The 24,289-nt window shown below is 68.1% G+C and carries 32 protein-coding genes; 10 read left to right on the forward strand and 22 right to left on the reverse strand.

Annotation, left to right across the window (positions count from 1 at the left end; translation table 11 throughout):
* Positions 1-3: 3 nt before the first annotated feature.
* The 8 genes from HDA44_RS24600 to HDA44_RS24635 form a co-directional block, all read right to left on the reverse strand.
* On the reverse strand, positions 4-1,410 hold the full coding sequence (locus HDA44_RS24600) for an MFS transporter (protein ID WP_202887538.1): 1,407 nt from the start codon (positions 1,408-1,410) through the stop codon (positions 4-6).
* Positions 1,411-1,567: 157 nt separating this feature from the next.
* A complete protein-coding gene (locus HDA44_RS24605; RefSeq protein WP_184838255.1) occupies positions 1,568-2,911 on the reverse strand; it encodes an 8-oxoguanine deaminase in 1,344 nt (447 codons plus the stop codon).
* Positions 2,912-2,914: 3 nt separating this feature from the next.
* Positions 2,915-3,808 carry a factor-independent urate hydroxylase gene (gene pucL / locus HDA44_RS24610; protein ID WP_184838257.1) on the reverse strand — a complete coding sequence of 298 codons (894 nt, stop codon included), beginning with the start codon at positions 3,806-3,808 and terminating at the stop codon, positions 2,915-2,917.
* A 6-nt stretch (positions 3,809-3,814) separates the two neighbouring features.
* Entirely contained in the window at positions 3,815-4,132 is a 318-nt protein-coding gene (gene uraH / locus HDA44_RS24615; RefSeq protein WP_184838259.1) for a hydroxyisourate hydrolase, read from the reverse strand.
* Positions 4,129-4,623, reverse strand: coding sequence for a 2-oxo-4-hydroxy-4-carboxy-5-ureidoimidazoline decarboxylase (gene uraD / locus HDA44_RS24620; protein ID WP_184838261.1), 495 nt, complete (start codon positions 4,621-4,623; stop codon positions 4,129-4,131). The genes uraH and uraD overlap by 4 nt, the downstream gene beginning before the upstream one ends.
* Before the next feature lie 96 nt (positions 4,624-4,719).
* Entirely contained in the window at positions 4,720-5,106 is a 387-nt protein-coding gene (locus HDA44_RS24625; protein ID WP_184838263.1) for a helix-turn-helix domain-containing protein, read from the reverse strand.
* Positions 5,099-5,338, reverse strand: a complete 240-nt coding sequence (locus HDA44_RS24630) for a thiamine-binding protein (protein ID WP_184838265.1) — start codon at positions 5,336-5,338, stop codon at positions 5,099-5,101. Before HDA44_RS24630 ends, HDA44_RS24625 begins: the two co-directional genes overlap by 8 nt.
* A gap of 89 nt (positions 5,339-5,427) precedes the next feature.
* Positions 5,428-6,642 (reverse strand): DUF6986 family protein, encoded by a 1,215-nt coding sequence (locus tag HDA44_RS24635; RefSeq protein ID WP_184838267.1) that lies wholly within the window; start codon positions 6,640-6,642, stop codon positions 5,428-5,430.
* A gap of 121 nt (positions 6,643-6,763) precedes the next feature.
* Here HDA44_RS24635 and HDA44_RS24640 point away from each other — a divergent pair, with 121 nt between their 5' ends.
* Complete coding sequence (locus HDA44_RS24640) at positions 6,764-7,540, forward strand: IclR family transcriptional regulator (RefSeq protein ID WP_184838269.1); 777 nt, start codon at positions 6,764-6,766, stop codon at positions 7,538-7,540.
* Between the two features lie 77 nt (positions 7,541-7,617).
* Here the strand turns inward: HDA44_RS24640 and HDA44_RS24645 are convergent, their stop codons facing one another.
* Positions 7,618-8,193, reverse strand: coding sequence for a GNAT family N-acetyltransferase (locus HDA44_RS24645; protein WP_184838271.1), 576 nt, complete (start codon positions 8,191-8,193; stop codon positions 7,618-7,620).
* A 59-nt stretch (positions 8,194-8,252) separates the two neighbouring features.
* Positions 8,253-9,257: a glucose-6-phosphate dehydrogenase (coenzyme-F420) gene (fgd, locus tag HDA44_RS24650; RefSeq protein WP_184838273.1), complete on the reverse strand. Its 1,005-nt coding sequence runs from the start codon at positions 9,255-9,257 to the stop codon at positions 8,253-8,255.
* A gap of 225 nt (positions 9,258-9,482) precedes the next feature.
* Here fgd and HDA44_RS24655 point away from each other — a divergent pair, with 225 nt between their 5' ends.
* On the forward strand, positions 9,483-9,803 hold the full coding sequence (locus HDA44_RS24655) for a hypothetical protein (RefSeq protein WP_184838275.1): 321 nt from the start codon (positions 9,483-9,485) through the stop codon (positions 9,801-9,803).
* 4 nt (positions 9,804-9,807) lie between these two features.
* Here the strand turns inward: HDA44_RS24655 and HDA44_RS24660 are convergent, their stop codons facing one another.
* The 3 genes from HDA44_RS24660 to HDA44_RS24670 are packed head-to-tail and all read right to left on the reverse strand — an operon-like array spanning position 9,808 to position 11,932.
* On the reverse strand, positions 9,808-10,752 hold the full coding sequence (locus HDA44_RS24660) for an ABC transporter permease subunit (protein WP_184838277.1): 945 nt from the start codon (positions 10,750-10,752) through the stop codon (positions 9,808-9,810).
* Positions 10,749-11,582, reverse strand: coding sequence for an ABC transporter ATP-binding protein (locus HDA44_RS24665; RefSeq protein WP_184838279.1), 834 nt, complete (start codon positions 11,580-11,582; stop codon positions 10,749-10,751). Before HDA44_RS24665 ends, HDA44_RS24660 begins: the two co-directional genes overlap by 4 nt.
* Positions 11,579-11,932 carry a hypothetical protein gene (locus tag HDA44_RS24670; RefSeq protein WP_184838281.1) on the reverse strand — a complete coding sequence of 118 codons (354 nt, stop codon included), beginning with the start codon at positions 11,930-11,932 and terminating at the stop codon, positions 11,579-11,581. The genes HDA44_RS24665 and HDA44_RS24670 overlap by 4 nt, the downstream gene beginning before the upstream one ends.
* Positions 11,933-11,988: 56 nt before the next feature.
* Here HDA44_RS24670 and HDA44_RS24675 point away from each other — a divergent pair, with 56 nt between their 5' ends.
* Together HDA44_RS24675 and HDA44_RS24680 are read left to right on the forward strand one after the other, a co-directional pair.
* Positions 11,989-12,573 (forward strand): helix-turn-helix domain-containing protein, encoded by a 585-nt coding sequence (locus HDA44_RS24675; protein WP_238352541.1) that lies wholly within the window; start codon positions 11,989-11,991, stop codon positions 12,571-12,573.
* A gap of 21 nt (positions 12,574-12,594) precedes the next feature.
* On the forward strand, positions 12,595-13,083 hold the full coding sequence (locus HDA44_RS24680; RefSeq protein WP_184838283.1) for a methylated-DNA--[protein]-cysteine S-methyltransferase: 489 nt from the start codon (positions 12,595-12,597) through the stop codon (positions 13,081-13,083).
* A gap of 21 nt (positions 13,084-13,104) precedes the next feature.
* On the opposite strand, the gene HDA44_RS24685 is transcribed toward HDA44_RS24680, so the two are convergent.
* The 7 genes from HDA44_RS24685 to HDA44_RS24715 all read right to left on the reverse strand — a co-directional run bounded on the left by HDA44_RS24685 (position 13,105) and on the right by HDA44_RS24715 (position 17,582).
* A complete protein-coding gene (locus tag HDA44_RS24685; protein ID WP_184838285.1) occupies positions 13,105-13,563 on the reverse strand; it encodes a hypothetical protein in 459 nt (152 codons plus the stop codon).
* Positions 13,564-13,573: 10 nt separating this feature from the next.
* On the reverse strand, positions 13,574-14,422 hold the full coding sequence (locus HDA44_RS24690) for a DUF72 domain-containing protein (protein WP_184838287.1): 849 nt from the start codon (positions 14,420-14,422) through the stop codon (positions 13,574-13,576).
* A gap of 491 nt (positions 14,423-14,913) precedes the next feature.
* Positions 14,914-15,087, reverse strand: coding sequence for a hypothetical protein (locus tag HDA44_RS24695; RefSeq protein WP_184838289.1), 174 nt, complete (start codon positions 15,085-15,087; stop codon positions 14,914-14,916).
* Positions 15,088-15,132: 45 nt separating this feature from the next.
* Positions 15,133-15,504, reverse strand: coding sequence for a hypothetical protein (locus tag HDA44_RS24700; protein WP_184838291.1), 372 nt, complete (start codon positions 15,502-15,504; stop codon positions 15,133-15,135).
* Positions 15,505-15,675: 171 nt separating this feature from the next.
* The gene (locus HDA44_RS24705; RefSeq protein ID WP_184838293.1) at positions 15,676-15,987 is read right to left on the reverse strand and encodes a hypothetical protein; all 312 of its coding nucleotides are present in this window, start codon (positions 15,985-15,987) and stop codon (positions 15,676-15,678) included.
* A gap of 253 nt (positions 15,988-16,240) precedes the next feature.
* On the reverse strand, positions 16,241-16,720 hold the full coding sequence (locus tag HDA44_RS24710; protein WP_184838295.1) for a hypothetical protein: 480 nt from the start codon (positions 16,718-16,720) through the stop codon (positions 16,241-16,243).
* 88 nt (positions 16,721-16,808) lie between these two features.
* Complete coding sequence (locus HDA44_RS24715) at positions 16,809-17,582, reverse strand: class I SAM-dependent methyltransferase (RefSeq protein WP_202887539.1); 774 nt, start codon at positions 17,580-17,582, stop codon at positions 16,809-16,811.
* Between the two features lie 120 nt (positions 17,583-17,702).
* On the opposite strand from HDA44_RS24715, the gene HDA44_RS24720 reads away from it, so the two are divergent.
* The 6 genes from HDA44_RS24720 (at position 17,703) to smpB (ending at position 21,989) form a co-directional block, all read left to right on the forward strand.
* The gene (locus HDA44_RS24720; RefSeq protein WP_184838299.1) at positions 17,703-18,137 is read left to right on the forward strand and encodes a VOC family protein; all 435 of its coding nucleotides are present in this window, start codon (positions 17,703-17,705) and stop codon (positions 18,135-18,137) included.
* Between the two features lie 85 nt (positions 18,138-18,222).
* The gene (locus HDA44_RS24725; protein WP_184838301.1) at positions 18,223-18,993 is read left to right on the forward strand and encodes a hypothetical protein; all 771 of its coding nucleotides are present in this window, start codon (positions 18,223-18,225) and stop codon (positions 18,991-18,993) included.
* A 22-nt stretch (positions 18,994-19,015) separates the two neighbouring features.
* Positions 19,016-19,339 (forward strand): nucleoside triphosphate pyrophosphohydrolase family protein, encoded by a 324-nt coding sequence (locus tag HDA44_RS24730; protein ID WP_202888465.1) that lies wholly within the window; start codon positions 19,016-19,018, stop codon positions 19,337-19,339.
* Between the two features lie 49 nt (positions 19,340-19,388).
* Positions 19,389-20,144 (forward strand): MBL fold metallo-hydrolase, encoded by a 756-nt coding sequence (locus HDA44_RS24735; RefSeq protein ID WP_184838305.1) that lies wholly within the window; start codon positions 19,389-19,391, stop codon positions 20,142-20,144.
* A gap of 284 nt (positions 20,145-20,428) precedes the next feature.
* Positions 20,429-21,466 (forward strand): hypothetical protein, encoded by a 1,038-nt coding sequence (locus HDA44_RS24740; protein WP_184838307.1) that lies wholly within the window; start codon positions 20,429-20,431, stop codon positions 21,464-21,466.
* Between the two features lie 43 nt (positions 21,467-21,509).
* Positions 21,510-21,989: an SsrA-binding protein SmpB gene (gene smpB / locus HDA44_RS24745; RefSeq protein WP_184838309.1), complete on the forward strand. Its 480-nt coding sequence runs from the start codon at positions 21,510-21,512 to the stop codon at positions 21,987-21,989.
* 106 nt (positions 21,990-22,095) lie between these two features.
* Here the strand turns inward: smpB and HDA44_RS24750 are convergent, their stop codons facing one another.
* The gene (locus HDA44_RS24750; RefSeq protein WP_184838311.1) at positions 22,096-22,875 is read right to left on the reverse strand and encodes a methyltransferase domain-containing protein; all 780 of its coding nucleotides are present in this window, start codon (positions 22,873-22,875) and stop codon (positions 22,096-22,098) included.
* Between the two features lie 99 nt (positions 22,876-22,974).
* A complete protein-coding gene (locus HDA44_RS24755) occupies positions 22,975-24,093 on the reverse strand; it encodes a phosphotransferase enzyme family protein (RefSeq protein WP_184838314.1) in 1,119 nt (372 codons plus the stop codon).
* Positions 24,094-24,289 lie beyond the last annotated feature (196 nt).

Raw genomic sequence — 24,289 nt, forward strand, 5'->3', positions numbered from 1 at the left:
CCGTCAGGCCATCGAGTCGACGGCGACCGGTTCGTACCGCCGGGCAGTCAGCCGCTTCGCGGTCGCGATTCCGACGACCGCAATCAGCGCGAACCCAGCCAGCAGGTACCTGGCCGAGGTCTCCAGGTTCGGCTGACCGAGGTTGACGAGCAGTCCGGCAACCGCGGCACCACTGGCCGTACCCATCGTGAGGACAGTCGCGATCGATGCGGCCGCTTGCTGCGCTTCGGCCTGATCCTCGGCGCTGGACATCGCCCGCACGGTCAGGTGCGGCATCGCCATCCCGATCCCCGATCCGGCCAGTACGAGCACAACGAGCCAACCGACGACCAGACCGATCGAGGCGTCGGCCGCGATCGTCACGGCGAGGACCGCGAGCCCGATCACCAGCACCGCTGGGCCGCCGAGCATCAGCGCATTGGCCCGCCGTCCGTGCGCCGAGGCACTCCACACCTGGGTGAGCGCCCAGCCGAGGGAGAGCGCCGCCCCGTAGAAGCCGGCCGCCACCGGCGGAAGGTCACCCAACTGCTGGCCGAACAGCGGCAGGAACGTCTCGACCGCGACACTCGAGGCCAGGACAGCGATCGTCAGGTAGATCCAGCGCATGGCCGAACCGCGCCGGTAGGTCGATGCCGGGAGCACGCGGGTCGAGCTCCGGCCTTCCACGACGACGAAGCCGACCGCCATGATCGCCGCGGTGATCACGAGCGCGACGATCAGCGGCGCGGAGTCGGTCAGGCTGGCCACGCTCAACGACGCGACGGCCGCCACGACCAGGACCAGTGCCCAGCGTGGGATCCGCGGTGCGGCACCGCCCGCCGGCAGTTGGATCGTACGGAGAACGCGCGCCGCGAGGGCTCCGAGCGCAATCGCCAGCACCGTGAGCGCTCCGAACGCCCAGCGCCAGGCGCCTGCCTGCGCCAACGTCCCGCCGAGGGCCGGACCGACGAAGTTGCCCAGCCCGAACATCGCCGAGATCACCGCGCTGCCACGCGACCAGAGCGCCGCCGGCAGCGTCGCCTGGATCAGCGCGAACCCCAGGCCGGTGAGCAGCCCGGCGCCCAGTCCTTGCAGCCCGCGGCCGATCAGCATGATCGGCATCGTCGGCGCGACCGTACAGATCACTGATCCCACTGCGAACAGGCCGAACCCGGTGACGTACGCGCCCTGGGCACCGGCCCGGCGCAGCACGTTCGCGGCGAGCATCGCCGCCACCACCTGCCCAACCAGATAGACGGTCATGTTCCAGGCGTAGAGCTGATCGCCACCGATGTCTCTCACTGCCGTCGGCAGCAGACTGGCCGCCAGGTAGATGCTCACCGCACCCACCAGCACGCCCCCGGCAAGCACGGTCATGACAGCCCAGTACTGCCGCAGCTGTCGCCAGGTTCCGGGTACTTCTTCTGACATCGCGAGGTCTCCTCTGTCCAGCATCGATGGATTCGTCATCCACCTTGCTGAATCCGGGACCCCCGGTAAGCCGCTCAACACGAGGTGATCTAGGACACATTTTCGGCGCGGCTTCAGCACGGAAGCGGCTGCGCGGCGCGTCCTCGCAGCTGGCGGGTCAGGCGAACAGGCCGGCCTGGATGCGCGCCACCTCCGCGCTCATCGCGGCAGTGTCCGCGGTCGTCAGTACGCCGTGTTCGACGACCGGACGGCCGTTGACGAGGAGAAGGGCCAGCGGCGGAGGCGTGGACAGGGCCAGCGCGGCGATCGGATCGGGGATACCGGCGTGCGGGAGGGTGGTGACCTCCCACACCGCCAGGTCGGCCAGCTTGCCGGGCTCCAGCGAGCCGAGGTCCGCGGAGCGGCCGAGGATCCGGGCGCCTTCGAGCGTCGCCATTTCCAGAGCGGCGCGAACGGTCATCGACTGCGGACCGCCACGGGCCCGGGCGAACAGTACGGCGTGGCGGAGCTCCTCGACCAAGCTGCCGGATTCGTTGCTGGCCGCACCGTCCACCCCCAGCCCGACCGGCGCTCCGGCCGCGCGAAGATCCGCGGTACGGGCGATCCCCGCACCGAGGCGTGCGTTCGAACTAGGGCAGTGCGCGACGCCCGTACGCGTGTTGCCGAGGTGTTTGATCTCCGCGTCGTCGAAATGGATGCCGTGCGCGAACCACACGTCCGGACCGGTCCACCCCAGCTGGTCGGCGTACTCGAGCGGGGTGCAGCCGAAGGTCTCGCGGCACCAGTCCGTCTCGTCGGTCGTCTCGGCGAGATGCGTGTGCATCCGGACGCCACGCCGCCGGGCCAGCGCGGCCGACTCGCGCATCAGCTCACCGCTCACGCTGAACGGCGAGCACGGCGCGACCACCACCTGCAGCATCGAGTCCGGTGCTGGGTCGTGCCAACGATCGATCGCGGCCTCGGTCGCGGCCAGGATCTCGTCCCGGTCCTCGACCACCGAATCCGGCGGCAGGCCACCGTCCTTCTGCCCGCGATCCATCGATCCACGCGCCGGGTGGAACCGCAGCCCGACCTCGGCCGCCGCGGTGATCTCCGCGGCGAGCAGATCGCCACCGCCACGCGGGAAGACGTAATGATGGTCGGCCGCGGTCGTGCATCCGGTCAGCGCGAGTTGAGCCAGCGCGGCGCGGGCAGCAACGTACACGGACTCTTCGGAGATGCGCGCCCACACCGGATACAGCGTGGTCAGCCACTCGAAGAGCGTCGCGTCGGCGGCCAGGCCGCGGGTCACCCACTGGTACAGGTGCTGATGGGTGTTGACGAAGCCCGGCGTGACCAGGCAGCCGCGCCCGTCCACCACGCGCGCACCCTCGTAGGCGGGCGCCGGCCCGGGGCCGACCTTGACGATTCGATTGCCCTCAGCAACTACGTGGCCGATGAACTCGTGCCGTTCCGGATCAAGCGTCGCCAGGTAGGCGCCCTCGATCACGATCGTCGCCACGGGTCAGCAGAATCCGGGCGTGGCGTGCCAGGCGCTGCCCGGATCGCTCGCGTCGTCACGCGTCACGGTCGCCTCGATCAGCCCGTACGGACGGTCCGCGGCGACGAAGACCTCACCCGGGTTTTCGACGCCGAAGGGCGACAGGTCGACCAGGAAGTGGTGCTTGTTCGGCGCCGAGAACCTGATCTCCGCCACCTCGGGATGTGCTTCCAGGACGGCGGATCCCATCCCGTACAGGGTTTGCTGCAGCGCCAGGCTGTGGATCTTCGCGAACTGTTCGAGCAGCAGCGCCTTGATCCGGTCGTACGCCTTGTCCCACTCGACGTCGGTGTGCTCGTACCGCCAGCGCGCCACCAGCGAGGTCGCCAGGATCCGGTCGTCGGTCTCCGGCAGCGTCGTGTACTCGTCCTTCAGGAAGCCGTGGAACTCCGAACCGGTCGACTTCAGTACGACCAGATCACTGATCCCGGACACCACGTACGCCTGGCCGCGCTCGACGTTCACGATCGTGTTCCGGACGCCGCCACCGGAGCGTACGAACGAGTGGTCGTGTCCTTGACCGTCGACCTCGATCCGCTCCCAGGCGTACTCCTCGACCTCGATCCGGGCGCCTTCCGCGGCCGGCGAGGCGACCAGAAAACGCTCACCGAGGGTCAGCGCGTACTCCTCGATCGCGCCGATGCCCTTCTCCTTGGCGAACGCGAAGGCGGTGTTCTTCTGCGTGTCGGTGGGCAGCACGTCACCCTGCTCGCCGGTGGTGTGCGCGGCGTCGAACCGGCCGCGGAGCGCGGTCGAGACGTTCAGGTCGCGGATCTCGTGGCGGGGCGTGTCGCGGTAGATGCGGACGACGCGGTTCTCGGCTTTGCCGTACTGGTTGGCGCCCAAGTGGATGGCCATCTCGGATCAGCTCCCTCGGTAGGTGGAAAACGCGAACGGGCTGAGCAGCAACGGGACGTGGTAGTGCCGCTCGTCGGCGACCGTGAAGGTCACGGAGACCTCCGGAAAGAAGAACGACTGACCGGTCGCGGCCGCGTACGCCGCGACGTCGAACCACAGCCGGTACGTGCCGGGTTCGAGCGCCGGCTCCAGCTCGGCGATCCGGCCGTCGGCATCCGTCGTACCCGACGCTTGGACGGTGTCATCGCGGTACAGCCGCACCGGGACCCGCGCGGCCGGCAGACCCGATCCCGTGTCAAGGACATGCGTACTGAGGGAGCTCATGCGTCAACCACCTTTGCCAACCGGAGCAGGGCGATCTTGCGCAGCTCCTCGTGTACGACCTTCGCCTCGGTCTCGTCGTCGTGGCCGAGCCGCTGCCGTAGCGACGTCAGCATCCGCGCCGCGGACAAACCCGTTGCACAGATCAAGAACACCCGGCCGAAACGCTCCTCGTACTGACGGTTGCCTTCGGCAAGTTCCTGCCGGACCCGCGGCTCGTCGCCGACGCCGGACTGTTCACCCCGCGACCAGGACGCCTCGGTGCTCGTACCCCGCGGCCGGTCGCCGATCCGCGGGTGCGCCCGCAGCGCCTGGTCGACCTCGTCGTCGTCGAGCTCGCGCAGCGACTTGTCGGCGACCGCGGCCAGCGCGGCCACGTCACCGTACGGCCGGTTGGCGAGGATTCCGTCGACCCAGCGCGGTACGTCACAACAGGCCGCCAGCACCGGCCGCAGCCGGGCGGCCGGAGCGGAGTTGAGCTCCTGCAGATCCACGGATCACACCTTCTCGAATCCCGAAATCAACTTTCCGTCTGACGAGAGCGTGACACCCAACCTCGGCGCCGTCAACAGTTTGTTGAAGTTTGCTGGTCAGCGCGCTCTGTTCAGGTAGTTGTAGACCGTGAACCGAGTGACCCCGAGCGCCTCCGCGACGATCTCGGCCGACTTCCGGTACTCGAACGCACCCCGCGCCTCCAGCAACAACACCGCCCGCTGCTTCTCCCCCCGAGACAACTCCCGCAACGGCCCCCCAAGCTCCTCAGCCACCTCCACCAACAAACTCCGCACACCCCCGTCAACCACCTTCTCCGCCTTGATTGGTTTGGTGGGTTTGATGGGTAGGCGGACGGCGACCACCGGTTTGCCGTTCCATTCCAGTGTGACGTCGTCGGCGCGAGCGTCCGCGGGATCTATCAGCTCCGCGTTCAGTCGTTCGACCAGCGGTGCGATCGACCGCGCCAGGGGATGCTCAGCCATCGCGCCGTACCTGCAACGTCACCTGGCTCGCCCCGCCCGCGAACGCCGCCTTCAGTACGCCCTGCAACGCCGGCAGCAGCAGATCCTGCTCGCCGCGTACCTGCGTGCCGAGCGGACCGAAGTCGCACTCGAGCCCCGCCTCTTCCGCCGCCCGCAACGCCTCGGTGGCGTGCGCGGGCGGCTGCCCCTCGACCTCAAAGGGTTCCGTAGTGAACTCCGCAACCAGTCGCATGCCGCGAGGCTAACCCCAGACGGCCCCTCAAGAGCCAACCCTCGGCAACCTTTCGCCGGGCACAACCTTCGGCGACCTCTTGTTGAGGGCTACCCCTCGGTGACCTTTCGACGGGCGAGTTTGGCGAGCTCGTGCGGATCGACGCCGATCAGCTTGTCGACCTCCGTCGCGTCGATCGCACCGCATTCCACCCCACGGAGCACAAAGGCCGCCAGCGCCGCCGCGGTCGCAGGCTCGTCCAGGTAACCGGACTCGCCCCGCCCCAGGTACGCACTCAACCGCCCGGCGGCCTGCTCGAACCCCTCGCGGTAGAACAAATACGTCGCCGCGAACCGAGTCGGGAGCTGCCCAGGATGCATGTCCCACCCTTGATAGATCCCCCGCGCAAGCGATCGGCGTACGAGCCGAAAATGCAACCGCCACGCGTCATGCACCGCGTCGCCGACCGGAAGAACATTCGTCGAACCGTCCGAAACGAACACGCCCGTACCGGCCGCGGCGAGCTGCATGACGTCCTTGGCGTGATCCGCGACCGGATGCTCCATGCTCTGGTACGCGGCAGCGACGCCGAGCGAGGCAGAGTAGTCGTATGTCCCGTAGTGCAGCCCGCTGACGCGATCGCCGCCGGCCTTGACCATCCGCGCGATCAGCGCGCTCCCGTCAGAACCGAGAATCGCCTGCGGCGTCTCAACCTGGATCTCGAACTTCAGCCGCGGCAACCCGTGCGCCCGTTCGAGTGTCTCCAGCACGAGCACCATCGCCTCGACCTGCTCAACCGACGTGACCTTCGGGAGCGTGGTCACGAAGCCGTCCGGGATCGCGCCCAGATGCTTGAGGAAGAGGTCGAGCGTACGGACGCCGCGGCGGCGGGTCGGCGCTTCGAGCGACTTGATCCGCAGACCGAAGTACGGCGATCCCGGGACGGATTCGGCCGCGGCGATCGCGGCGGCGTCCTCCTCGTCGTCCGGGCGGTTGCCGTAGCCGTCCTCGAAATCGATCCGGAGATCCTCGATCGGTTCGCGCTCGAGTTTCGCGCGCATCCGGTCGTACACCTCGCCCGCGAGCGCGGCCGGCAGCTCCAGCACCTGGGCGAACGCGGCGGCCGATCCGGCGTACTCGGCGACGGTCGCGCGGGCCCGCGTACCCCAGTCGTCCACGGTGCCGGCCGTGTACTGGTCGGCCGGGACATACACGGTGTGTACGGGCTGGCGGACCCCGCGATCGCCGGGGTAGTCGGCCGCCAGCGCGGCGTCCGCGGCCGCCAGCCTCTGGTCCAGGGCACCGATCAGGTCTTCCAGGCTCATCCGGTCGCCTCCTCAGCTTTCCGTATTGCGGAGACTAATATCTACTGTGCGGAAGAGACAAGAGTCCGGCAATTCCGGGATCTGGCGCTAGACTTCCGCCATCCGGAAGGGACGGGGTTTGATGACGGAAGCGAACGGCAGCAACGAGGGCGGCAAGGGCCGGACCGGCGGAGTGCAGTCGATCGAGCGGGCGTTCGGCCTGCTCGAGACGATGGCGGACGCGGGCGGGATGATGGGCTTGTCCCAGCTGGCCGCCGCCTCCGGGCTGCCGCTGCCGACCATCCATCGGCTGGTCCGCACGCTGGTCGACCTCGGCTACCTGCGGCAGGAGCCGTCCCGGCAGTACGTCCTGGGGCCGAAGCTGATCCGGCTCGGTGAGAGCTCGTCGCACATGTTGAGTGTGTTCGCCCGGCCGCACCTCGCGCGACTGGTGGACGAGCTCGGCGAGTCGGCGAACATGGCGATGCTCGACGGCGACCAGATCGTGTACCTGGCGCAGGTGCAGTCGCGGCACTCGATGCGGATGTTCACCGAGGTCGGCCGGCGCGTTCTCCCGCACTGCACGGCCGTCGGCAAGGCGATCCTGGCCCAGTACCCCGAGTCCGAGGTACGCGACCTGCTGCACCGCACTGGTATGCCGAAGCACACCGACAACACGATCACCACTCCCGACGCGTTCACCGCCCAACTCCGCCAGGCCGAAAAACACGGCTACGCGACCGACGAAGGCGAACAGGAACTGGGCGTTCGCTGCGTGGCGGTCGCGGTCCCGGACGCCCCGTCCCCGCTGGCGATCTCCATCTCCGGCCCGGCGCCCCGGATGACCGAGTCCCTGGTGGACCGAGCGATCCCGCTACTCACCCAAGCAGCCGAATCCCTCTCCACCGACCTGCACTAGCCACGAAACCCTCTCCACCCGCCTTGCATGTCACGGCGCGTACTGCGGCGGACCCCCTCTCCAGCCGCCTTTGCGTGTCACGGCGCGTACGTGCGCCAGTGTTCGGTGAGTTGGTAGCCGAGGGCCTGGTTTGCCTGAAGGCTGGCCTGGTTCGTCGCGGCGCCGCCGGTGCTGAACCGGTTGATGCCAACGTCCAGGAACGCGAGGATCGACGCCGCCTTGACCGCCTGCGCGACGCCACGACGGCGGTGTGTGGACAGCACCGAGGTGAACGCGGTGTCACCGAAACCGTCCTTCGACCGGATCACGGTCGCACCAACCAGCCGATGCCCGTCGAACGCGCCGAAGACCCGGTGGTCCGGCCAGAGCGCACGGATGCCGGCGGCGTCCCCGACCGCGCGGTGGGTCGCGGGCGTGTCGGGATAGTCCGGCTCGTTCGTCTTCTCCAGCTCATGCAGCGCCGGCGCCGCCTCGGGCCCGAGTTCACGGACGGTGATCCCGCCGGCGATGGCCCGGCGTACGGCGGACTCCAGCAACTCACGATCCGGGTCGACCAGCCGTACCGCCCACGACTCGGCGACCACGCGGTACCCGGCTGCTTCCAGCTCGGCGCACCGCGGGTCGTCGTCACGGACGATCTGATAGTCGGGCACCTGCCGATTGTCAGGCGCCCGACTGTCAGACTCAAGCCGGTCGACTCAAGCCAGTTGACTCAGGACAGTTTGCGCAGCAGCGGCAGGACGTCCTCGGTGAACTGGGTCAGGAACCGCTCCTGGTCGTGACCCGGACCGTGGACGACGAAGTGGTTGAACCCGGCGTCCAGGTACGGCTGGAACTGCTTCACGACCTCCTCCGGGTCGGACGCGACGATCCACCGCTTCGCGACCTGCTCGATCGGCAGCTCGTCGGCCAGCCGCTCCATCTCGGTCGCGCTGGTCACGCTGTGCTTCTGCTCCGGCGTGAGCGACAGCGGCGCCCAGAACCGGGTGTTCTCCAGGGCAGCGGCCGGATCCCGGTCGTACGACACCTTGACCTCGAGCATCCGGTCCAGGTCATCGAACTTCTTCCCGGCCTTCTCCGCGCCCTCCTTCACGGCGGGGATCAGCTTGTCCGTGTACAGCTCCATGCCCTTGCCGGACGTCGCGATGAACCCGTCGCCGGCGCGACCCGCGTACTTCGCGACCAGCGGCCCGCCCGCCGCCACGTACACCTTCAGCGGCGTCTCCGGGCGGTCGTAGATGAAGGCGTCGACGGTCTTGTAGTACGGCCCCTCGGCGCTGACGCCGTCCTTCGTCCACAGGTCGCGGATCAGCTGCACCGCCTCCCGCAGCCGCGCGAACCGCTCCTTGAACTCGGGCCACTCCATCCCGGACACGGCGATCTCGTTCAGCGCCTCGCCGGTGCCGACGCCGAGCATCACCCGGCCCGGGTACAGCTCGCCGAGGGTGGCGAAGGCCTGCGCGATCACGGCCGGGTTGTACCGGAACGTCGGCGTCAGCACCGACGTACCCAGCAGCACCCGGTTGGTACGCTCACCGACCGCCGCCATCCAGGCCAGCGCGAACGGCGCGTGACCACCCTCGTGCCGCCAGGGCAGGAAATGGTCCGACACGGTCACACTGTCCAGCCCGAGCTCCTCCGCCCGGACCGAGTACTCCACCAGGTCCCGCGGCCCGAACTGCTCGGCCGACGCCTTGTAACCGACTCGAATGCTCACCGTCTGCTCCCAACTCACGCGTCCTGTCTGCTGGGGTCAACTTCACCACATCGGTGGTTACGCCACGACGATCGGACCAGGTCCTGGGTGGTAGTCCAGCGCCGCCCCGCAGTAGGCGCTGGACTACTACCCAGGACCTAGGGGATGGATTACGGGGAGCGCCTGATGCGTTCGTGGGTGGGCGGCGGGCATTCTCGATCGGACCGCGACGATGGAGGAAAGAACATGAGTGAGTACGCCGACGAGGCCCGCGTCCTGGGTGAGATCGGTACGGCGTTCCGCGCCGCCGAACTGCCCCCGCTCCGGGTCACCGTCCCGGCCGCCCTGGCCGCGCGCGCCGTCGCCGCCTGGGAACGGGACGACGAAGGCGCGGTGCCACCGGTCGAGGATGCCGCCGAGCGAGTCCGCAGGCACCGGGCCGGCACGCTTGCCTTGATCGGGCTCACGATCAAGGAGCGCGGCCAACTGGACGCAGCCGGGAACACGGTCGTCGACCTCAGCCCGGAGCTGATCGGCGTGGCGATGGACGCGGCCGACAAGATCTGACGGCTCAGTTGATGTCGCGGCGGAGGGGGAGGAGGGCTGCCGTGGTGGCAGCTGCTGCCGCGTACGCCAGGAGGACCGCCGCGCCGGCTGCTGCCGGGAGTAGGCCTGGGCCGGGTGCGGCGGTTTGTTCGGCGATTGTGCTGGTGATGAACGAGAAGTCGGTCAATGCCGCGGTGGCGCCGCCGGGGAGGTACGGGTAGATGGTGTTGATGCCGGGGACCACCAGCAGGATGTACTCCAGGAAGTAGAAGTACCCGACAATGATGCCGACAGCAACTAATTGATGCCCGGCCAGCGCGCCGATCGCCACGCCCAGAATGGTGTAAGCGGCTGCTGCCACGGCCAGGCGGATCAGCAGAGTGATGAGATCCCCGGCTGGGATGGTCAGGTCGACGCCGCGTACGGCAGCCGCCGCGAGGAGTGCGATCGCGGAGGTGAGCGAGGCGATCACTCCGTACGCGAGGCCCAGGGCCGCGTACACGACCAGCTTGGCGGTGAGGACGCGGCCGCGGCGTGGTTCGGCGAGGAACGTGGTGGCGATCGTGCGATGCCGGTACTCGCCGGCGATGCCGATCGCGCCGATCAGGGCCGGTACGAAGAGCAGGACTCCGGTGATGCCGACGACGAGCGCGGCGCCTTCCGGGGTGTCGATGCCGGGCATCGGTGGGGTCGCGTTTTCGGGGCCGATCACGCTGAGCAGACCGGTCAGACCGCCGCCACAGACGACCGCGGCGAGGGCAGCCCAGCGGTGCAGCCGCACGGCCGCGATCCGGGTCAGCTCACCCCGGATCAGCCGAAATCGCACCCGATGATCCGCGCCGGCCCGAGCCGCGCTGGTCGAGCCGGCGCCGCTCGGCTTGGTGCCGATCGTCTCGGCGCCGCTCGTGGTGGTGCCGGTAGGCGCGGCGCCGCTCGGGGTGGTGGGGTTGGTGGCGGGTGGGGTGGTCATGTGGTTGGCTCCGCGGTGGTCAGGGTGAGGAATGCCTGCTCGAGCGTCGATCCGTGGGCGGTGAAGTCGGCCAGCGTGCCGGTCCAGGTGGTGCGGCCGTGGTTGATCAGCACGATGTCGTCGACCGAGTGTTCGAGGTCGGTCAGTACGTGACTGGAGACGAGGACCGTACGGCCGGATGCGGCGAAGTCGCGCATGAACGTCCGCAACCAGACGATGCCCGCCGGGTCGAGCCCGTTCGACGGTTCATCCAGGACAAGTACTTCCGGGTCCCCCAGCAGCGCGGTCGCCAGCGCCAGCCGCTGCCGCATGCCGGTCGAGTAGCCCTTGACCCGCCGATCCGCGTACGCCCCGAGCCCAACCGCCGCGATCACCTCGTCCACGCGCGCCCCCGGATGCCCGGCCAGCGCGGCGATGGTCCGTAAATGCCCGCGCCCCGACATCCCCGGATGCGCCAACGCAACATCCAGCACCGCCCCAACCACCGAACCAGGCGACGGCAGCTCCCGATACCGAACCCCCAGAACCGACCCAGCCGCCGACCCGGCCGCCAACCCAGCGGCCGACTCCCCCGCCGATTCCCCCGCCGACTTCCCCGCGGGCGCTCCCTGCAGCTCCGCGCCGCCGGACAACTGCTGCTGGCCTGGGGTGAAGGTTGCTGTTCCTGCGTCGGGTTTGATCAGGTCGACGAGCATGCGGAGAGTGGTTGACTTGCCGGCGCCGTTCGGACCCACCAGGCCGGTGACCCGCCCCGGCCGGGCGGTGAAGGTGACGTCGGTGACCGCCTCGACCTGACCGAAGCGCTTCGCGAGAGCGGTTGCCTGGATCATCGGGTGGCTCGCGTCCGCAGTGCATCGGCCAGCTCGCCGGCGGCCGGCGTACTGATCAGCAGCTCGTCGAACTCACCTCCGCGCAACACCACCCGCAGCACGGGAAGACCGCGCCGCATGCTGACCAGCCGCCGGACACCGGACGGATGCCGGAAGGTGGCGATCTTCAAGTACCCGGAGATGACCAGCCCGGAACGGAACCCGAGCACCTCCGACGTCCACCCGGGCAGCACCTCCAGCCGCTCGATCTCCGCCGCCGGGACCGCGAGGTGGGACCGGCGCAGCAGCAGCGCCTCCCAGCGCCCGAAGTCGAGTCGCAGGGTCCGGCCGTCGTACCGCGGTTCCGTCATCATCCACCTCCGGCTAGGATCGATCTAACAATGCGAACATTATCAGATTGATAATAATGATGCCAAAGAACCCCAAGGAACCAGCAGAGACGGCGGAGCGGGGTGGTCAGCCATCGGTCGCGGACGTCGTCATGCACCCGGTCCGGCTGCGGATCATCCAGCAGCTCGGCGGCCGCGAGCTGACCACGGCCGCCCTCCGCGAGCTGCTGCCCGACATCACCCCGGCCACGCTGTACCGGCACGTCGCCGCCCTGGTCGAGGCGGGCATCCTGTCCGTCGTCGCAGAACGGCGCGTCCGCGGCGCCGTCGAGCGCACCCTCGCGCTCGGCGAACGCGTCGCACAGGTCGACCAGCAGGAGCTGCAGGCGATGAGCACCGCCCAGCTCCGCGACTCGGTGCTGACCTTCCTCGGGCACTTCGCCGAGGACTTCGACCGGTTCCTGGCCGCCGACCCCGAGCTGCGGAACCTGTTCGGGATCGGGCAGACGATGCTGTACGTGAACACCGACGACCTTGCCCAGCTCCAGGCCGACCTGACCGAACTGCTCGCCCCGTACCGCGCCGAGAAACCCGGACGTCAACGCGTCACCCTGACGACCGCGCTGATCCCCTCGCAGGAGCCGCTCCCCTCACAGGATTAGGCGCCGGCGCGTTCCATCAGCATGAACAGGCATGCGGTAGTCAGCACCCGGATCGGGGAACTCACGGTGGTGGTGTCGGAGCAGACGCTGGTCGGCGTCTACTTCCCGCATCACTGGGTCAAGCCGACGGCGGAAACCCTCGGCGAACGGGTCGAGGCCGACGCGTTCGTCACGACGGTCGTCGAGCAACTGGAGGCGTACTTCACGGGTCAGCGGCGGACGTTCGACCTCCCGACCCGGCTGGAAGGTACCGACTTCCAGCGACGGGTCTGGTCGGTGCTGGCGGAGATCCCGTACGGGGAGACGACCACGTACGGCGCGATCGCCACGCGGCTGGGTGAACCCGCCCAGGCGGTCGGCAAGGCAGTCGGCCAGAACCCACTGTCGATCGTCATCCCCTGCCACCGGGTCATCGGCAAAAACGGCTCGCTCACCGGTTACGCCGGCGGCCTCACCAACAAACAGTTCCTCCTGGACCTGGAACAGCCAGTCGGCGCACGGTTGTTCTGAGTTGGTGTTGCAGGCGGGTGATCAAGAGAAGTCGCCTACCTGTTCGGCGTACCAGTCGAGTTCGATGAGGTGTTCGGCGATGACCCGGAGCGTCCAGTTCGGGGTGCGGTCCTTGTCCCATTCGGCCGGGTCGAGGGCCGCGTACCGGAGCTCGAACGTCCGCGCGAGCCGGCGCAACCGCTGCTCGGCCTCGCGGACGTCCGCTTCGGTGAACGGCGCGAGGTCCGCGGTGGACGTCACTGAACTCGCGTGCCACTCGTCGGGTTGCGTCGGCACACCCGCCAGCAGCGCCTCCACCTCCGCGAGATGATCGATCATGTGGTCGGCGATCCGCCGCACCGCCTTGTGCGGCGTGAAGATGCGGTCGTCGTCCGAGACCCGCGGCTCACCGTCCCAGGCCGGCCAGGTGACGACAAACTTCAACGCCCGCTCAACCGCCTGCACAACGAGCTCACCAGGGTTTTCCGCGTTCTGTGTCATGCCGCCGACGCTAAGCCCGGCACGCTTCGGCCTCCACCGAACTGATCCCGAGCCGCCCCGCCAGCCCCTCGGCGTCGTACGGCGCCCGCACCTTCGCGTCATTGTCGAAATAGACGAACGCGGCGCACTTCCACGACCGGATCTTCCGCGCCCACCGATCGAGCGACTTCCCGTCGTACCCACTGACATACAATTCGTCCGCACCGTGCAGCCGGACGTACGCGAAATCCGCCGTCACCGCATCGAACATCGGCCATTTACCCGCCGAGTCCGCACAAACCACCGCCACGTCATGCGCACGCGCCAACTCAAGGAAACCGGTGGTTTTGAAGCTGTCATGGCGTACTTCGATCGCGTACCGCAGTGGAATGTCGACGGCGCATTCGAGCAGTGCCCGGCCCTCCATCCGTTCGTCATGCCCTTTCGCGACCTCGGCCGCGGCAGTCGTGGTACGCGGCAACTGCTCGAAAAAGGCGGCGCAGCGATCGGCGTCGTACTGGAAATTCGGCGGCAACTGCCACAGCACCGGACCGAGTTTGTTGCCTAACGCAAAGACCCCGGACGCGAAGAAGTTGGCCAGCGGCGCGTCCACGTCGGCGAGCCGTTTCACATGCGTGACGAACCGCGGCCCCTTGACCGAAAAGACGAACCCGTCAGGCGTTTCATCATGCCAGCGCTGGTACGAGGCGGGCCGTTGCAGTGCGTAGAACGACCCGTTGAGCTCGATCGAGTTCAGCCGACCGGCCGCGTACTCGAGCTCGGCACGCTGCGGCAGCCCCTCGGGGTAGTACGTCTTCCGCCACGGCGGGTAACGCCACCCCGAAATACCCACCCGGTACGGTCCATCCGGCCAGCTCATGCTCCGATTATGATCACCCATGCAGTCCCCGCCGCGTACGCCTCCGACCCTGGTCAGTAATCATCCGCCTCCAAACGCAAACCGCCGGCACGCAGAACGTCAGATATAGCGTGACGAGGACACCGCGCGCAGCGTGAGGCCGCGATCAGCCGCTGTGGCTCAAGGCGGCGCGTGCTCAGCGTCGGTCGGTCGCCGGGCTTCGCGCGGGTCGCCGGGCTTCGCTGACGAGGTTGCCTGCTCAGGTGGAGGGTTGCCCCCTCAAATTCTGAGGGGGCAACCCGGCACTTCGAGGGAGAACCCCCAGCGGGCGAGTGGTCGGTGGAGCGGTGCGATGAGCTGGACCCGATCGGCGTGCCGGATTCCACCACCCTCGCCCGCGCCGCGCCCAGTGGTACCGCGCTGGACCGTGCCGCGCTTCGGCGGGGTGTGGTGCTTGCGCGGCGCCTCAGTCAGCTCACCCGGGCCGGCTCGTGGTCCCGCCTGTCCCCTGCTCAGCACACCTCGGTGACCCAGAACGCGCCACCGCCCTCCTCCACCTCCTGGACTGACACCGTCCCCACGCCGACGTCATCCTCACGGCGACGCCAGCCGACGGGCGTCGGCTGCCGGGCGAGCTCGGCTCCCCAGCGCCACCCCCGCCGCGGTACGCCCAACCATGCCCGCACCGAGCGATTCGGCTCCCCGCCGGACTCAGCCGCGCGGGATCCGGATCAGGTCGGGATCCACTTCGGCCACCACGGGGGTACGTTCCCCGGACAGGTGCCGTGTGCGCCGGCCGGTGTCCCCTGCCACGAGAACAGCGCCAGGTCCGCTATCGCGATCGCGATCGCCGCGGCGACCAGCGAGAACAGGAACGCCTTGCCCGCATACCGGAACACGATCGTGAACAGCACCAGGTTGACGATCAGCGCGAGCGGCAACCCGAGGAACAGCAGCGTCAGCCCGTTCGGCACGCTGCCGATGTCGACATGGCAGGTCTTCCACGCCCGCGACGTGATCACCACCAGCCCGAACGCCGCCCCACCACCGAGCACCACCGCAAGGAACGACTCCCCCTTGCTCCCCTTCGCCGCAAACGCCATGAGGATCACGGTAAGTGATCCACCACCCCACTTTCAGCCCGAGCCGCGCGTACACCCCCTGACACACTGCCCAGCACGGCCGCCAAGCACCGAACGACCGCAAATTCCACCTCGACTTACACCGTGAGAGCACCCAGCCCACACGCGCCGCCGAGCGCTCCCTGTCAGCCGTCAGCAGGTCTCCTCGACGACCAGCAACTTCTGTCCCGCCGCGTTCCTGAACTCGGCGACCCGGAACTCCACAAAGTCCTCCGTCTTCCCCCGCTCGAACACCCCCACCCGCTCAAGCAACCCGCCCCGCTCAGCCGACGGCACCTCGCGTACATCGTCCAGGTAAACGTGCAACACCCGCACCCCCGAATCACGCCCCAACCGCGCAACCCGCTTCCCCTGCACTTCCCCGCCCCGCATCCACCAGCGCACCCCGTCGCCGTCCACCCACTCCCGATCCCTGACCACCGACGGATACTGCCGCTCATCCATACCCACACCCCCTCCGGACTACCTGAAGTACAGGAATTGTCTCCTCAACGTCGTACGTCGGCCTCTGCGAGCGCTTGCTGACCGGTAACCCGACGACGAGTCGCGCGCGGGCCTCGCCCGTGTCAACGCGACCCGAGGACCAATCGACGCGGCAGTACAGGACCGCGTACGCCGGGTGCTGATCGTCTCCTTGACCTGGCCCGGCACGAGAACTCCGCGCGCCTGACCGTCGTTCCGTGGCGAGGGAGCCGGGTCAGTTTGTCCAGCGTTGGATTCGGCCGGGTACGCCGCGGGCGGTCTGGTGGTACTCGGCCAGCAGCACCTCGAGCGCCGGCTGCACGTGCTCGGCGCCGGGCGTCAGCAGGAACGGGAGCACGAGCGGCGGCGCCGGCTGTCCGTCCGGGGCGACCAGTTCGAGCTGCACCCGGGTGTACGTGACGCCGCGGCTGATCGAGTAGTCCATCCGGATCTCGGAGATCTCCGCCCAACTCACTCGCCGCCTGCGCCGCGCGATTCCATCGCGGTCGACAACAACCCGCACCCGCGGTACCAGCAGCCAGATCGCCCACCCCAGCAACCCCAGCGCCGGACCGACAAACACCGCACCGATCACAACCGGCATCTCCGGGTTAGGGCTGGTGAACGAGAACCCGAACACCCCCACCAGCACCAGGACCGCGCCCAGCACCCCGGCAACCGCCCGCCCCGACGATCGCAACCGAAACGCACCCACCCGCTGAAACTCCCCAATCAACCGTTCAGTCTCCACCGAAAGCCCTCGACTGACGGGAGGTTGAGATGGCGATTCCACCCCTCGGACCCTACGCCAGCGGGTTGCCCGGGGAGGTGATCAGGATCAGGGAACCGTTGAAGTGCGGTTGGTTGCGCAGGGCGCCGTACTTGGCGTCCCACCGGCCGTTGAACAGGTCGTTGCCGAGGGTGGTTTCGAAGCGTTCGTGGACCTCCGGCGCGACAAAGCTCCAGGCGGAGTTGGCCAGGCGGGCGCCGGGGTCGAGGAGGCGTTCGGGTCTGCCGTAGTACGCCTCGCCGAAGCCGTCGACGCACTGCAGCGGGATCGGCAGTGGCGTCGCGGTACCGCCACCGAGGCCGGTCAGGATCGCGTCGATCGTCGGGTACCGGCGGGCTTCGGTGTCGATCGCCTCGGGCGCGTAGTCGTACAGCCAGAACTTGCGCAGCGCGGTCGGATCGCAGGTCAGGACCACGACCGGGCCGCGGGTGACCCGGCGTACTTCACCGAGTCCGCGGCCCAGATCCGACCACTGATGCACCGTGAACGTCGCCATCGCGGCGTCGAACGTGTCGTCGTCGAACGGGAGCTCCTCGGCCGTACCGTCGATCGCGGCAACCCGATCGGCCGGGCGCTGGGCGCGCATCTTCGCGGACGGTTCGATCGCGGTCACGTCAAGATCGCGCGGCTCGTACGAGCCGGCACCCGCACCGACGTTGAGAACCGTCCGCGCGGCGCCGAACGCACCCCGAATCGCAGCCTCGAACGCTGGCTCCGGCTGCCGGTACGAGGTGTACCCAACCCCGATCCGCCCGTAGTCCGCGTCACCGGCACTACCATCCGCCAATCTTCTCCCCTTGGGTCCCTGGCCGCCCATCAAACTCCTCCACAAGTAAGTTCCCAACAGGAACTATATCCCGGCGCAAACCCCATGCGGTGGGGTTGGGTTGGGCTTTATGGTTGGGCAATGGCGTCGGTCAGGCAGGTTCAGGTCACGTTCGATTGTGCGGAGCCGGAGCGGGTGGCTCGGTTCTGGTGTGAGGTGCTTGGGTACGTCGTGCCGCCGGCGCCGAAGGGGTTCGACAGCTGGGAAGCGTGGGACCGGGCGCAGCCGGCTGAGCGACAGGGCCGGGCGTTCGCGTGTATGGATCCGAACGGGGTGGGTCCGCGGCTGTTCTTCCAGCGCGTACCCGAGGGCAAGGTCGTGAAGAACCGGGTGCATCTCGACGTACGCGTCGCGACCGGGCTTGTCGGAGCGGAACGCATCGCGGCGCTCGAGGCCGAATGCGCCCGACTGATCCCGCTGGGCGCGACCCGGCTGGAGCTCCTGGTCGCCGACGAAGAAAACGAATCCTGCCTGGTAATGCAGGACGTCGAAGGCAACGAATTCTGCCTCGACTGAACGTCTTGGCCGGCATAGATTCTCCGTGACCGGTTGCCGGCCCGGTCCCAATGATGGTTCGCGGTGTACCGAAAACATCGCTCGTATGGATGAATTTTCTGTTCTGACCCTGGGATTCGATGTCCCGGGCAACAATCCGGACTGGCCGCTCGTCACCATCCTGGTCGACGGGAAGAACCCGTTCGCCAAGGTCGCCCCGGACTGGCAAGGGTTCGATCCGGCCGACCTGTTCGGCCCACCCAGGCCAGCGGGTCCGGCTTCGCGTAGTACGTCAGCGCCATCGCGTACGCCGGTCCGCCGCCCGCTCGTACCCGTGCTTCCGGGCGGTCATCGGGCGGCCGTGTACCGGTGTTCTTGTGGTGAGCCTGGTTGTGGCGTCATCGCGCCGCTCATCGTCGCCTCGCCCGACCACGCACGCATCTCTTGGGTCGACTTTCGCGACTACACCGGCGTCTTCGACGCTCCGCTCGCGCCGGCCGCCGCCGATTACGGCGGTACGCCTTGGCCGCTCCCGGACCTGCACTTCGCGCGCGACCAGTACCTGCGCGAGGTACGCCGCGCCACCGACGACCGCTCCTGGGAAACCCCACGCCGCCGGACCGCGCGCTTCCTCGAGGCGCACCTCCGGCCGCGCGGGCCCGTACTGCCGCCGGGGCTGACCCTCAACTGGATCGTCCCGGCGTGGGAGCGACCGGGCATGCTGCTCTCGTTCGAACAACCGCCGGCGAATGTGCCGGTTCAGCAACTGCTCCTGCTCAACAGCTCCGAACCAGACCCCGCCGAAGCCGCCGCGGATATGGCCGCGCGGTTCTTCTCCGTGTCCCCCGAAGACTGGGTAAGAGAGTTCGGGTACTGAGTTCTATAGTTGCGCGGTGGAGATGAACTCGTACCAGCAGGCCGCGCTCCGTACCGCCGCGCCGAAGGAAAAGCACAACGAACTGTTCCACCTTCTGCTCGGCCTGGTAGGCGAAACGGGTGAAATCGCGGAAAAGGCGAAGAAGGTCGTCCGCGACAAAGACAGCGATTTCTCCCAATGGGACCGGGAAGATCTGACGAAAGAACTCGGCGACGTGCTGTGGTACACCGCCGTGATCGCCGACTATTTCGACATCCCCCTCGCGGAAGTCGCCGAACTCAACATCGCAAAACTCGCCGACCGCCAGAAACGAGCAGTCCTCGGCGGCAGCGGCGACAACCGCTGACCAGAGCGCGGGGTCGCGTTGAGTGGGGGTGGGTTGGGAAGGTGGGAGCATGTTGACACAGGCGGCCGACGGGGTTTGGGTGCGGCAGAGCGGGTGGGTGTGGAGCAATGCCACCGTCGTGCGTGGGGACGATGGGTTGATCCTCGTCGATCCCGGTATCGACGGGGCCGAGCTGGACGAGCTCGCCGATGACGTGGAGCGGCTCGGCGTACCGGTGGTGGCCGGGTTTTCCACTCATCCGCATTGGGACCATCTGCTCTGGCATTCCCGGTTCGGCGACGTACCGCGGTACGCGACGGCTGCCTGCGCGCAGACCGCCGGCGACGCCCGGGAGCGGGCGCAGGCGATGGCGGCGGAGAGCGCGTCCGGCATCCCGCTCGAGCTGATCGGCTTGATCACCCCGCTGCCCGCGGACGGCGGTCCCGTACCGGGCGAGCTCGTCGAACACGAAGGGCATGCCGTTGGCCACGCCGCAGTGCTCCTCGCGGACCGCGGCGTACTGATCGCGGGCGACATGCTCTCCGACATCTTGATCCCGCTGCTCGACCCGCGAAGGCCGGGTCAGCTGGACGCGTACATGTCGGCGCTGGATCTGCTTGAGGCGGCCGCCCAGCACGCCACTGTTCTCATCCCCGGTCACGGAACTGTTGCCCAGGGCCCCGAAGTGGCGGCGCGGTTCGCTGCCGACCGGGCGTACCTCGACGCGCTCGTGCAAGGAGACGGCACTGATCCGCGCCTGTCGCAGGAGTGGCTGGCCGGCCCCCACCAATCCAACCTGAACCAGGCCCGTCCCATTTCCGACTGATCAACGCCCTGCCACTACCTACCGGCGATCCCGCTGCGGACCGGTACCGAAGGACGGGTGGGGGTCGCCCGAGCGGGGAAACTCGGCGCGAGGCCCCGCGTGAAGGCGGCTCGATCACCCGGTCGGACGGCACCAAGGAGCGGAGCCCGGCCGACGACTACCCGTTCGTCGGTACGTCGACACAGGCCGGACTTCCTGGTCGGCGAGGAGATCACGTTGGTTGTCGGGGCACCCCTGCTTCGGGATGGGCACCTTCAGTGATCTGCTCGGGTTAGCCTCGGCGGATGATTCGGCATGCGCCAACAGCCAGGCCGCTCGGGCCGGACGCGCGGGGGCAGTGGGTCCAGCGCTGGACGTCGCCCGAGTGGACGCGGGCGGTGGATGCCTGGGTGGGCGAGCGGGTGGCCGAGTGCGGCGGTCAGGTATGCGGGGCGCCGGTGACTTATCGGGCGCGGTTCTGGTCTGTGGTGCGGTGCTATCCCACCAGCGAGGGCCTGACGTGGTTCAAGGAAAACAACCCCGGTCACCGATTCGAGGCCGATCTGGTGGCCGCGTTGGCACAGCTCGTACCGGATGACGTGATCGTCCCGCACGCGGTTGACCGCGTACGCGGCTGGCTGCTCGCGCCTGATCATGGGGCGACGCTGACTCATCACGACGTCGAGGATCAACCGACGCTGCACATTGTCGTCCGCGCCCTGGCACACCTGCAATGCTCCCTACTCGGCCGAGTCGACCTGCCCGGCATCACCACCATCGAACCAACAACAGCCGGCAACCACGTACGCGCCATCACCAACGAGTGGGCGGCGCTACGACCGACCCACCCGTTGCATCTCGACGCTGGGCTGGTGAGGCGCGCCGAGCGTGCGGCCGACGTACTGGATCGTCGAACCGCCTACATCAGCGAGGCCGTTCCGCTCGATCTCGAGATCAACGATGTGTACCCGGCGAACATCTTCGCCGACCGCACCACCGGTACGTTACGACCGCGCTTCTTCGACTTCGGAAACGCGATCTGGGGGCATCCGTTCGCGTCGCTGCACGGTTTCCTCGACGCGGTGGAGGAGTGGAACGGGGCGCCACTGTCTCGCGTACGCAAGGACGCGCTCTTCGATGCCTATCTGACTGTTTGGCGCGATCACATCGGCGCGGACCCTCGGGTGCTACGCCGCGATCTCACCGCGACGGAGGCATTGGTGGGGGTGCACCGGCTTGTGTCGTGGGTGCGGTTGGTCCCGTACGCCGACTCGGTGGAGTTGCGTACGCGGGCGGGGATCCCCAGGCAGTACCTGGGACAGGTTGTCGGGCTGGCTGGGTGAGGGTGGGTTTCGGTTGGGGTGTGGGCGCGGGCAGAATTGGGATGTGAAGAAGGCCGAGACCGACCCCGTGATCGCGCGTAACCGTAAGGCCGCGCACGATTATCAGTTGGGTGAGTCCTGGGAGGCCGGGATCGTTCTGCAGGGTCCGGAGGTGAAGGCGCTGCGGGCCGGGCGGGCGTCGCTGATCGGTGGGTTCGCGATCGTCGAGGACCGGGAGATCTGGCTGCACGGCGTACACATCCCGCAGTACTCGCAGGCCAGCTGGTCCAACGCCGGCTCCCGCCGCAAACGCAAACTCCTCCTGCACCGTGCTCAAATCGACAAAATCGACCGCAAGGTCAATGAGAGCGGCCTGACCGTGGTGCCGACGGTTCTGTACTTCAAGGACGGCCGAGCCAAAGTAGAAATAGCCCTGGCTCGCGGCAAGAAAACCTGGGACAAACGCCAAACCCTGGCCGAACGCGAAGCCACCCGAGAAACCGAACGAGCCCTGAACCGCCACCTGAAAGGCCACCGAACCTAAGCCCGGCCGACCGCATTCAGAGCGTCTTCAGAACGAGAACCAGCGCCAAGCCCCAGTCCTCGGGTTGGTTCGGCTGTCACAGGCTCATGTTGACATGCGGTGGGGGTTACGGCTTGGTGGCTCGGGTGGCGAAATAGCTTGGCATGTACTGGGCGGTGGCGTCCGCGTGATGTGGGGCTTCGGCGAAATGGGTCAAGGTGAAACCGGCCGCGAGTTGGCCGCCGAGCTGACTGGTGAGGGAGTGGCTGTATTCGATCGGCCCGGTTCCGTACGTGCTCTGGCGTTCGGCATCCGGGAGATCGAGCGAGCTGAATGGGAGCCGATGGCGCACTATCAGTTCTTCGCGCTCCTCCAGCGCGGGGATATCGAAAAGGAAAACATCGGGGTTCATGAATCCGACCATCAAGATTCCGCCCGGGCGCAGTACGCGAAATGACTCCCGCCATACCGGTGCGAGATCGGGGCTGAACACATTGGATACCGGATTGAAGACGACATCGAAGCCGGCATCGGGGAATGCGCTCAGGTCACGCATGTCGCCAAGCACCGTATGGATTGACAGCCCTTCGCGAGCGGCAACTTCCCGATCGCGATCCAGTTGCCGCGGCGAGTTGTCCAGTACGGTCACGGCCGCGCCCGCAGCCGAGAGCACCGGCCCCTGCTGCCCGCCGCCGGACGCCAGACACAGCACGTCGGCGCCGGCCAGCTCAGCCGGAAACCAGTCGCGCGGTACTGGCTCGTAGCCGATCAGTACGACGGACCAATCGCCGGCCCGGGCCCGGGCGATGACCTCGGGCCCGACCGGCTTGGTCCATTCGTTGCTGTTCTCCACCTCACGGTCCCAGGCGTCACGGTTGTACGCCACGGGATCAAAGCTGTGCGTCACAACGGCAAGCTTAGGCAGTCGGCCGACCGACCCACGATCCCGGACCGATCGGCGACACGACGCGGCCCGATCGGCCCACGACCGCAGCCCGGCGAGGGCTCAGCCTCGCAGCGACGGGATCGCTTGGGCGGCGATTCGCTCGGCGTTTTCGGGGTTCGCCACCCACCCGATCCAGCCCGCGTCCGTCGCCGGGGTTGACCCGCCGCGCGTCGACTCCCGGAAGTCGAGGCACGCCAGCCAGAGCGGTCGCATTGCCAGTACGCCCGGCAGCCGTTCGACCTCCTCGCCGGTGAGCTGGATGTGCTCGCGGTACCCGCGCGCGACCGCATCGATGCCCTCCCGATCGCCCTCCCCCGCGGTCGTCAGCAGCCAAGCGAGGGCCGGCAGGCGAGGCCCGCGACCGGAACCCGCCCAACCGACAATGGAGAGGTCGCCCGGCCTGCCGACGGCCGCCCACGCGTGGTAATTCCCGTGGGTGAACGCCTCAGGCAGACCCTCCGCATCGTCGGCGTGCTCGACCTGGTCACGCAGCCGCTCGAACAGCTCGCGCCCGTCTGGAGCGACGGCGTCCTCGACGCTCACCAGGAAACTCATCGCCGCCACGAGATCCTGCTTCGGCCGGCCCGCGAAGAACGCGCCGTCGTGCTCCTCCGCCCCTCCGTCGCGGGCGAGCGCCCCACCGCCCGCGGGCAGTTTGTGCAGGCGGCCGAGCAGATCGGCCAACTCATGTTGTACTGCCGGCGTCGCGGCCGGACGTCCGCCCTCGACGTACTCGGTGACGATCACGCCGCTTCCATCGAGTACCGACACGGGATCGTCGTGCGCGGGGCGTTCGGCCGGAAAGTCGTTCTTGGCCAGGTACCGCAGGATCTCCGCATCGCCTTCGACCCGGCCGACCGTGTCCGCTGCCGACGAGAAAACGCGGGCGATCCACGGCGTACCGTCCAGCCGCTTGACGACCAGCGTCCAGGGATAGTGGCCGACCCAGGATCCGAGTGGCCGCGTCGCGGGATCGTCGTCGATCGGCGCGATCGAGGCGATCCGGATGCCGTACCGCGCCTCGAGATGCGCCCTCAGCTCCGCGAACTCGACCGGCCGCGTACGCGCGAACGGCGACGTACCGCCCTTCTCCAACGCGGCGCGAGCCTCCGTGTACCGCAACCCGGTCGCCTTTGCCCGCTGACGCACCGCACGCTTGAAACTGCCCTCTTTGGTCATGACAAGCCTCCTCGACGTGCCCATTCCCCCAGCGAAAACGGCACTCGAACCAGGCCTGGACAACAACCGCCTTGAGGGCAGATTCCCCTTCACCTTCTTGAGAACCCGGCTGGGGCAGGTCCTCACAAGGCTGGGCGCCGGCAACGCCGTCCACCGATCGTGCCGGGACCACGCCACCGTGTCAACCACACACCAG

The organism is Kribbella solani (genome assembly GCF_014205295.1).
In the GTDB taxonomy this organism is placed as follows: Bacteria; Actinomycetota; Actinomycetes; order Propionibacteriales; family Kribbellaceae; genus Kribbella; species Kribbella solani.

Bases quoted from the DNA above. Each gene is read 5' to 3' on its own strand.
- HDA44_RS24655 (WP_184838275.1), top strand. From the start codon at position 9,483: ATGAGTGAGTACGCCGACGAGGCCCGCGTCCTGGGTGAGATCGGTACG.
- pucL (WP_184838257.1), bottom strand. From the start codon at position 3,808: ATGGCCATCCACTTGGGCGCCAACCAGTACGGCAAAGCCGAGAACCGC.
- HDA44_RS24675 (WP_238352541.1), top strand. From the start codon at position 11,989: ATGATGCCAAAGAACCCCAAGGAACCAGCAGAGACGGCGGAGCGGGGT.
- HDA44_RS24725 (WP_184838301.1), top strand. From the start codon at position 18,223: ATGGATGAATTTTCTGTTCTGACCCTGGGATTCGATGTCCCGGGCAAC.
- HDA44_RS24735 (WP_184838305.1), top strand. From the start codon at position 19,389: ATGTTGACACAGGCGGCCGACGGGGTTTGGGTGCGGCAGAGCGGGTGG.
- HDA44_RS24705 (WP_184838293.1), bottom strand. From the start codon at position 15,987: ATGGATGAGCGGCAGTATCCGTCGGTGGTCAGGGATCGGGAGTGGGTG.
- uraH (WP_184838259.1), bottom strand. From the start codon at position 4,132: ATGAGCTCCCTCAGTACGCATGTCCTTGACACGGGATCGGGTCTGCCG.
- HDA44_RS24685 (WP_184838285.1), bottom strand. From the start codon at position 13,563: ATGACACAGAACGCGGAAAACCCTGGTGAGCTCGTTGTGCAGGCGGTT.
- HDA44_RS24630 (WP_184838265.1), bottom strand. From the start codon at position 5,338: ATGCGACTGGTTGCGGAGTTCACTACGGAACCCTTTGAGGTCGAGGGG.
- HDA44_RS24700 (WP_184838291.1), bottom strand. From the start codon at position 15,504: ATGGCGTTTGCGGCGAAGGGGAGCAAGGGGGAGTCGTTCCTTGCGGTG.
- HDA44_RS24730 (WP_202888465.1), top strand. From the start codon at position 19,016: ATGAACTCGTACCAGCAGGCCGCGCTCCGTACCGCCGCGCCGAAGGAA.
- HDA44_RS24670 (WP_184838281.1), bottom strand. From the start codon at position 11,932: ATGACGGAACCGCGGTACGACGGCCGGACCCTGCGACTCGACTTCGGG.
- HDA44_RS24635 (WP_184838267.1), bottom strand. From the start codon at position 6,642: ATGAGCCTGGAAGACCTGATCGGTGCCCTGGACCAGAGGCTGGCGGCC.
- HDA44_RS24690 (WP_184838287.1), bottom strand. From the start codon at position 14,422: ATGAGCTGGCCGGATGGACCGTACCGGGTGGGTATTTCGGGGTGGCGT.
- HDA44_RS24660 (WP_184838277.1), bottom strand. From the start codon at position 10,752: ATGACCACCCCACCCGCCACCAACCCCACCACCCCGAGCGGCGCCGCG.
- HDA44_RS24600 (WP_202887538.1), bottom strand. From the start codon at position 1,410: ATGTCAGAAGAAGTACCCGGAACCTGGCGACAGCTGCGGCAGTACTGG.
- HDA44_RS24720 (WP_184838299.1), top strand. From the start codon at position 17,703: ATGGCGTCGGTCAGGCAGGTTCAGGTCACGTTCGATTGTGCGGAGCCG.
- HDA44_RS24680 (WP_184838283.1), top strand. From the start codon at position 12,595: ATGAACAGGCATGCGGTAGTCAGCACCCGGATCGGGGAACTCACGGTG.
- HDA44_RS24740 (WP_184838307.1), top strand. From the start codon at position 20,429: ATGATTCGGCATGCGCCAACAGCCAGGCCGCTCGGGCCGGACGCGCGG.
- HDA44_RS24665 (WP_184838279.1), bottom strand. From the start codon at position 11,582: ATGATCCAGGCAACCGCTCTCGCGAAGCGCTTCGGTCAGGTCGAGGCG.
- HDA44_RS24625 (WP_184838263.1), bottom strand. From the start codon at position 5,106: ATGGCTGAGCATCCCCTGGCGCGGTCGATCGCACCGCTGGTCGAACGA.
- HDA44_RS24640 (WP_184838269.1), top strand. From the start codon at position 6,764: ATGACGGAAGCGAACGGCAGCAACGAGGGCGGCAAGGGCCGGACCGGC.
- HDA44_RS24755 (WP_184838314.1), bottom strand. From the start codon at position 24,093: ATGACCAAAGAGGGCAGTTTCAAGCGTGCGGTGCGTCAGCGGGCAAAG.